The sequence below is a fragment of the Synechococcus sp. R6-7 genome (genome assembly GCF_047461695.1).
GTDB lineage: Bacteria > Cyanobacteriota > Cyanobacteriia > Thermostichales > Thermostichaceae > Thermostichus.
The window spans coordinates 1-5,129 of the sequence record NZ_JANSHS010000190.1; the positions used below are offsets into that span (position 1 = coordinate 1).

Annotated in this window: 6 protein-coding genes and 2 pseudogenes; 2 read left to right on the forward strand and 6 right to left on the reverse strand. The window is 59.4% G+C overall.

Translation table 11 applies throughout. The features are described 5' to 3' along the window. Window positions 1–241: pseudogene (locus NW815_RS06440) on the forward strand (CRISPR-associated protein); the annotation flags it as partial. Window positions 242–341: 100 nt separating this feature from the next. Here the strand turns inward: NW815_RS06440 and NW815_RS06445 are convergent. Continuing rightward, window positions 342–1,736 carry a malic enzyme-like NAD(P)-binding protein gene (locus NW815_RS06445; protein ID WP_414387965.1) on the reverse strand — a complete coding sequence of 465 codons (1,395 nt, stop codon included), beginning with the start codon at window positions 1,734–1,736 and terminating at the stop codon, window positions 342–344. Window positions 1,737–1,744: 8 nt separating this feature from the next. On the opposite strand from NW815_RS06445, the gene NW815_RS06450 reads away from it, so the two are divergent. Next, window positions 1,745–2,356, forward strand: coding sequence for a chromophore lyase CpcT/CpeT (locus NW815_RS06450; protein ID WP_414387967.1), 612 nt, complete (start codon window positions 1,745–1,747; stop codon window positions 2,354–2,356). Between the two features lie 14 nt (window positions 2,357–2,370). On the opposite strand, the gene NW815_RS06455 is transcribed toward NW815_RS06450, so the two are convergent. The 5 genes and pseudogenes from NW815_RS06455 to NW815_RS06475 all read right to left on the reverse strand — a co-directional run. Next, complete coding sequence (locus NW815_RS06455) at window positions 2,371–2,676, reverse strand: hypothetical protein (RefSeq protein ID WP_414387969.1); 306 nt, start codon at window positions 2,674–2,676, stop codon at window positions 2,371–2,373. Between the two features lie 107 nt (window positions 2,677–2,783). Beyond that, window positions 2,784–3,395 carry an ATP-dependent Clp protease proteolytic subunit gene (locus NW815_RS06460; protein ID WP_011432257.1) on the reverse strand — a complete coding sequence of 204 codons (612 nt, stop codon included), beginning with the start codon at window positions 3,393–3,395 and terminating at the stop codon, window positions 2,784–2,786. Between the two features lie 327 nt (window positions 3,396–3,722). Continuing rightward, window positions 3,723–3,992, reverse strand: a complete 270-nt coding sequence (locus NW815_RS06465; RefSeq protein ID WP_414349572.1) for a hypothetical protein — start codon at window positions 3,990–3,992, stop codon at window positions 3,723–3,725. Window positions 3,993–4,009: 17 nt separating this feature from the next. Further along, window positions 4,010–4,645, reverse strand: coding sequence for an ATP-dependent Clp protease proteolytic subunit (locus NW815_RS06470; RefSeq protein ID WP_414349574.1), 636 nt, complete (start codon window positions 4,643–4,645; stop codon window positions 4,010–4,012). Window positions 4,646–4,772: 127 nt separating this feature from the next. Further along, window positions 4,773–5,129, reverse strand: a pseudogene (locus tag NW815_RS06475) (ATP-dependent Clp protease ATP-binding subunit ClpC); the annotation flags it as partial.

Sequence of the window (5,129 nt, forward strand, 5' to 3'; positions counted from 1 at the left end):
CCTGCGAGACATTCCCTGGGTGGATCTGGTCCGCTACGACCCGCACGCTTACTCTGCCCCCAAAAACAGCGTCAAAGCTGCAAACCGCAAAACAGAGGACGGCCGCCACATCTTGTGGATCCATCTCCACCAGAGCCAGGACACCCACCTTGCTGTCAGGGTAGAGACCACCGGTTACACCCCTGAGCACCTGGAGCAGGCCGCCGCTGAGTTGCGGGAGCGCTTGGGTCGTCTGGTGTGAGTTCCCCCCAGGGAAGGAACAGGCCAAGATCCACCCCCGGCCTTTCGCGAGGTGAGCGCGGGGCATTTTGTGGCTTGTCACCTGGTGCCCTAGGTAGCCCTCAAGGGATCCCGGCCACGCCGGTTTGGCGGGCAGCCTGGATTACCGCAGCGGCCACCTGAGGAACCACCCGCCCGTCGAAGACCGAGGGGATGATCCACTGGGGATCCAACTCTTCGGCAGGGATCAAGGCAGCAATGGCTTGAGCGGCAGCCAGGCACATCTCGGTGTTGATCTGCTTGGCGCGGCAGTCGAGGGCGCCGCGAAACACGCCCGGAAAGGCCAGCACGTTGTTGATTTGGTTGGGGTAGTCGCTGCGGCCCGTGGCCATCACTGCCACCCGATTGCCCACCAGCTCCGGCTGGATCTCGGGCACCGGGTTGGCCAGGGCAAAGACGATGGGATCCGGTGCCATTTTTTCTACCATCTCCACTGTCAGGGCATTGGCCACGCTCACCCCAATAAACACATCCGCTCCCACCAAGGCTTCTGCCAGGGATCCCTTCTCCTCGACGGCAATGGCCGCCTTCTCGGGGGTGAGATCGGAACGGGAGCGGCTGAGGATCCCTTGGCGGTCGCAGACGAGGATGTGGGCTGCCCCGGCCCGCTGCAGCAGTTGCGTCACGGCAATGCCGGCTGCCCCGGCCCCGTTGAGGACAATGCGCACCTCGTCTAGGCTCTTTTTCACCACTTTCAGGGCATTCAGCAGCGCCGCCAGCACCACAATGGCGGTGCCGTGCTGATCGTCGTGAAACACCGGCAGGTTGAGGCGGGCCTTGAGCTGAGACTCAATGGCAAAGCAGCGAGGGGCGCTGATGTCTTCCAGGTTAAAGCCGCCAAATCCCGGCGCCAGGCGCACCACCGTCTCTACAATTTCCCCCACCTCCTGAGTGGCCAGGCACAGAGGAAAGGCATCGATATCGGCAAAGCGCTTGAACAGCGCCGCCTTCCCCTCCATCACCGGCAAAGCTGCCTCCGGGCCGACATTCCCCAAGCCCAGCACCGCACTGCCATCGGTTACAATGCCTACACTGTTGCCCTTGATGGTGTACTCATAGACCGCGGCGGGGTTGGCAGCAATTTCTAGGGAAACCCGCCCCACCCCCGGCGTGTAGGCCATGGCCAGATCGGCGGCGCTCTCCAGGGGGCTTTTGGCCACCACCTGCAGCTTTCCCCCGCGGTGCAGCTCAAAGGTGCGGTCCACCGCCCGCTCCACCTTCACATTGGCCAAGGAGGCAACGGCGGCGTAAATTTGCTGAGCATGCTCGCTGCTGACGGCATCTACACAGATTTCTCGCACCGTTTCTGCTGCCGATTGGTGGATGAGATCGATCTGGCTGAGGCTGCCTCCCACTTCCGCAATGGCCTGGGTGACGCGGGCTAGGGCTCCCGGCTGGTTGAGCAGGCGAATGCGCAGGGCAATGCTATAGCTAGAGCTGGGGGTAAGTTTTGTCATAGTCCCTTATGGTAGACGAAAAATCCAATTCCGACTTGTACACCCTGGCCAACTGGCTGGAGGGCTACTACAGCAACCGCACCCAGGCGATGGCAGAGCCGGTGTGGTTTGTGCCGGTCAGCCTTTGGTACGTGCGCCTTCCCCACCTGTTCTCGGAGGGGATCGGCTTTTTTACCGAGCAATTTAACCAGCACACGCCGGGCCAGTTTTATCGCAGCCGGGTGCTCCAGGTATTGGGGGATCCCTTGCGGATCGAGAACTACAAATTGCGGGATCAAGCAGCTTGGGCAGGTGCCTCTCAGGATCCGCAGCGCTTGGCGCAGCTCTCCTTGGCCGACCTGGAGCATTTGCCCGGTTGTCCCATTTTGGTGGAAAAGCGCCCAGACTGCTACCACGGCGAAATGCTGCCAGGTGGAGAATGTCGTCTGAACCCCGGGGATAGCACCTATATCCACATCGAGTTCGACCTCACCCCCAGCGAATTCATCACCTGGGATCGGGGCTTTGACGCCGCCACTGGCCAACAAACCTGGGGATCCCGCGCCGGACCCTACCGTTACCAAAAAGGGATCCCACCGGCCTCTTCCCCTCGCCCTTGGGGAGAGAGGGACAGGGGGTGAGGGCCAGAAAACAGTCAGGGGAACAAAAAAGGCAACAGATCTCGAAATCCTTTGCGCAGCCTGAGCAAAAAGATCAGCCGCTCCACCTCTGGAGAGACAGATCCGGTTTCGGGCCGAGCTGCCAAGGCTTCCTGGAGTTCCAGAGCTTCGTCGGCGGTGAGGGGCTGATTATCGACCGGAGAGCGAGCCCGCAAATCTGGCTGCGCCCGCAACACCTCTTCCGGGATCTCATCGGCAGGGGGCAGTGCCCAAGCTTCCGGCCAAAGCAGCAGCAGACCCGCGCAGCAGCCCAGTCCTGCACTCCAGAGCCGTTGGCCCATCCGACCGGTTCTCCTAGCGTTGTCCACTGAACTCCACCCCTTGAAGGGATCCCTCCCAACCTTTCCCAACCCCTCGACCTGTTGCTGGGGGAAAGGGGGGGATCCCTTTAGCTGGCCATGGCTTCCGAGCGCTCTTGGATCACCCGATCCACGATGCCGTAAGCCTGAGCTTCCGTGGCCGAGAGGTAAAAGTCTCGCTCCACATCCCGCTCGATTTTCTCCAGCGGTTGGCCGGTGGTTTGCGCCAAGATCTCGTTCATGCGTCGTTTGACTCGCAGAGTTTCGCGGGCGCGAATTTCAATGTCGCTGGCTTGGCCTTGGATCGTGCCCAGCGAAGGCTGGTGCAGCATGATGCGGGAGTGGGGCAGGGCAAACCGCTTGCCCTTGGTGCCAGCAGCCAACAAAAAGGCTCCCATCGAAGCTGCTTGGCCCACGCAAACCGTAACGATATCTGGCTTGATGTGGTTCATGGTGTCGTAGATGGCCATGCCCGCCGTCACAGAGCCACCGGGAGAATTGATGTACATCACAATGTCCTTTTGCGGATCCTGCGAGTTGAGGTAGAGCATCACCCCCACGATGGTATTGGCCAAGCTATCGTCAATGGGCTCGCCGATAAACAAAATCCGCTCTTGGTACAGGCGATCGTCAAGGCTAATCCACTGGCTATAGGGCTCGCCGGGCAAACGGTAGGGAACCCGAGGCACTCCAATCGGCATAAGTTTCTCCTGGCAAAGTATGAAACACAGAACGACGCGCTTGTAAGATATCTTCCGCGCTCAAATCCAGCTGGGGCAAAACCGAGGAAACAATGCGTCCAGATCCAGTTTTGACCTCGCCTTCGTATTCTCCGCCAACCCAGCGCACCGCGGAAACCGACTGCTTGGCGGGATCCACAATCCAATATGATCCCACGGGCAGCATAATCTTTGCGCTTGTCTTGATAATCGTGTTTTTCATTGTCTACTCCGGGGGAAACGACTTCCACCACCAACAGCGGCAGGGGCATGTGCAGGCAAGGACTCCGCAACCGTTTCCCAGCAAGCTCACATAGCGGGATGCAAAGCCATCACCTCTGGATTGCGCAACCGAGCCTTGGCTGCGGGCACTTCGACCTCAACTTGGCCCAAGCTCAGGCGTTGGATGGGCAAAAACTTGGGCAATTCCGCAACCAGAAACAGCTCAATGAGGGTGTTCATACGCTCCTCGGCTTCCCGAATGGACCCGTCTTCAGGTTCAACCCGTCCTTCATAAAGCCCGTCCGTGAGGCGTAGGTACTCCCCCACCGTCAAAGGCTGTACGGGAACTTGAACCATGGACGGATCCCTCTGCTTCAGTTTTTGGCTGTTGCCAACTTCGGCACGCCTTTGGAACTGGTCAGCACCTGATCGATGAGGCCGTAGGCTTTGGCTTCCTCTGGTGTCATGAAAAATAGCCGCTCCGTGTCCTTCTTGATGCGCTCCATAGGCTGGCCCGTGCTGCGGGACAGTTGCTCCAGCATCATGTTGCGCAAAGTCAGAATCTCGCGGGTGCGAATTTCGATGTCGCTGGCCTGTCCACGGGTGCCCCCATAGGGCTGGTGGAGCACGATCGTGGCATTGGGCAGACTGGCCCGAAATCCTTTGGCTCCTGCTGCCAATAACATGGCCGCCATCCCAATGGCATTGCCGATGCAGATAGTATGCACAGGCGGCTTGATGTAGTTCATGGTGTCCAGAATGGCAAAGGCCGCTGTGTCGTAGTTATAGGTGCCCGTCGAGTTGATGTACATCTTGATCGGCTTTTCCCGATCCTCGTACTGCAGATACAGCAGTTGCTCGATGATCAGCTTGGTGACGTTGGCATTCGACTCTTCCGCAAGGGGCAAGCCCAGGTAGACAATGCGCTCCTGCAGCAGCAGCGAAGCCAAATCTGGGGGTGGGGTACGAACCGGAGCGCCGCCATAGTAGTAGTAGGTCGATTGCACCATGCCAGAGATCTCCTACGCCTGGGTCTGTTCAACTGAAAAACACCAGAAAAACAACACTTGAGGACCACAAGGGATCCGCAGCATCCCAACGGATCCCTTGCAGTCTGAGGACCTCTCAAAGCCAGCTTTACTCCGCCCCTTGAGGCAAGAGAACCCGCTCCGGCTCCGTGACCAACACCTTGGGCTTGCGCTCCTCATCCACATCGATGAGCACCTCCGATCCCTCCCGGACATGCCCAGTCAGGATCTCTTCCGCCAGGATGTCTTCCAGCAGGCGTTGGATGGCGCGGCGCAGCGGGCGTGCCCCGTAGCTGGGGTTATACCCCTCCTCCACCACCAAGTCTTTGAAGCGGTCGCTGACCGTAAGGCGGATTTTCTTCTCCGTCATGCGGTCAAACACTTCCTTGAGCAGGATGTCGGCAATCTGCTTCACCTCATCCTTGGTCAGTTGCCGGAAGACGATGATCTCGTCCACGCGGTTGAG

Bases quoted from the DNA above. Each gene is read 5' to 3' on its own strand.
- NW815_RS06470 (WP_414349574.1), bottom strand. From the start codon at position 4,645: ATGGTGCAATCGACCTACTACTACTATGGCGGCGCTCCGGTTCGTACC.
- NW815_RS06455 (WP_414387969.1), bottom strand. From the start codon at position 2,676: ATGGGCCAACGGCTCTGGAGTGCAGGACTGGGCTGCTGCGCGGGTCTG.
- NW815_RS06450 (WP_414387967.1), top strand. From the start codon at position 1,745: ATGGTAGACGAAAAATCCAATTCCGACTTGTACACCCTGGCCAACTGG.
- NW815_RS06445 (WP_414387965.1), bottom strand. From the start codon at position 1,736: ATGACAAAACTTACCCCCAGCTCTAGCTATAGCATTGCCCTGCGCATT.
- NW815_RS06465 (WP_414349572.1), bottom strand. From the start codon at position 3,992: ATGGTTCAAGTTCCCGTACAGCCTTTGACGGTGGGGGAGTACCTACGC.
- NW815_RS06460 (WP_011432257.1), bottom strand. From the start codon at position 3,395: ATGCCGATTGGAGTGCCTCGGGTTCCCTACCGTTTGCCCGGCGAGCCC.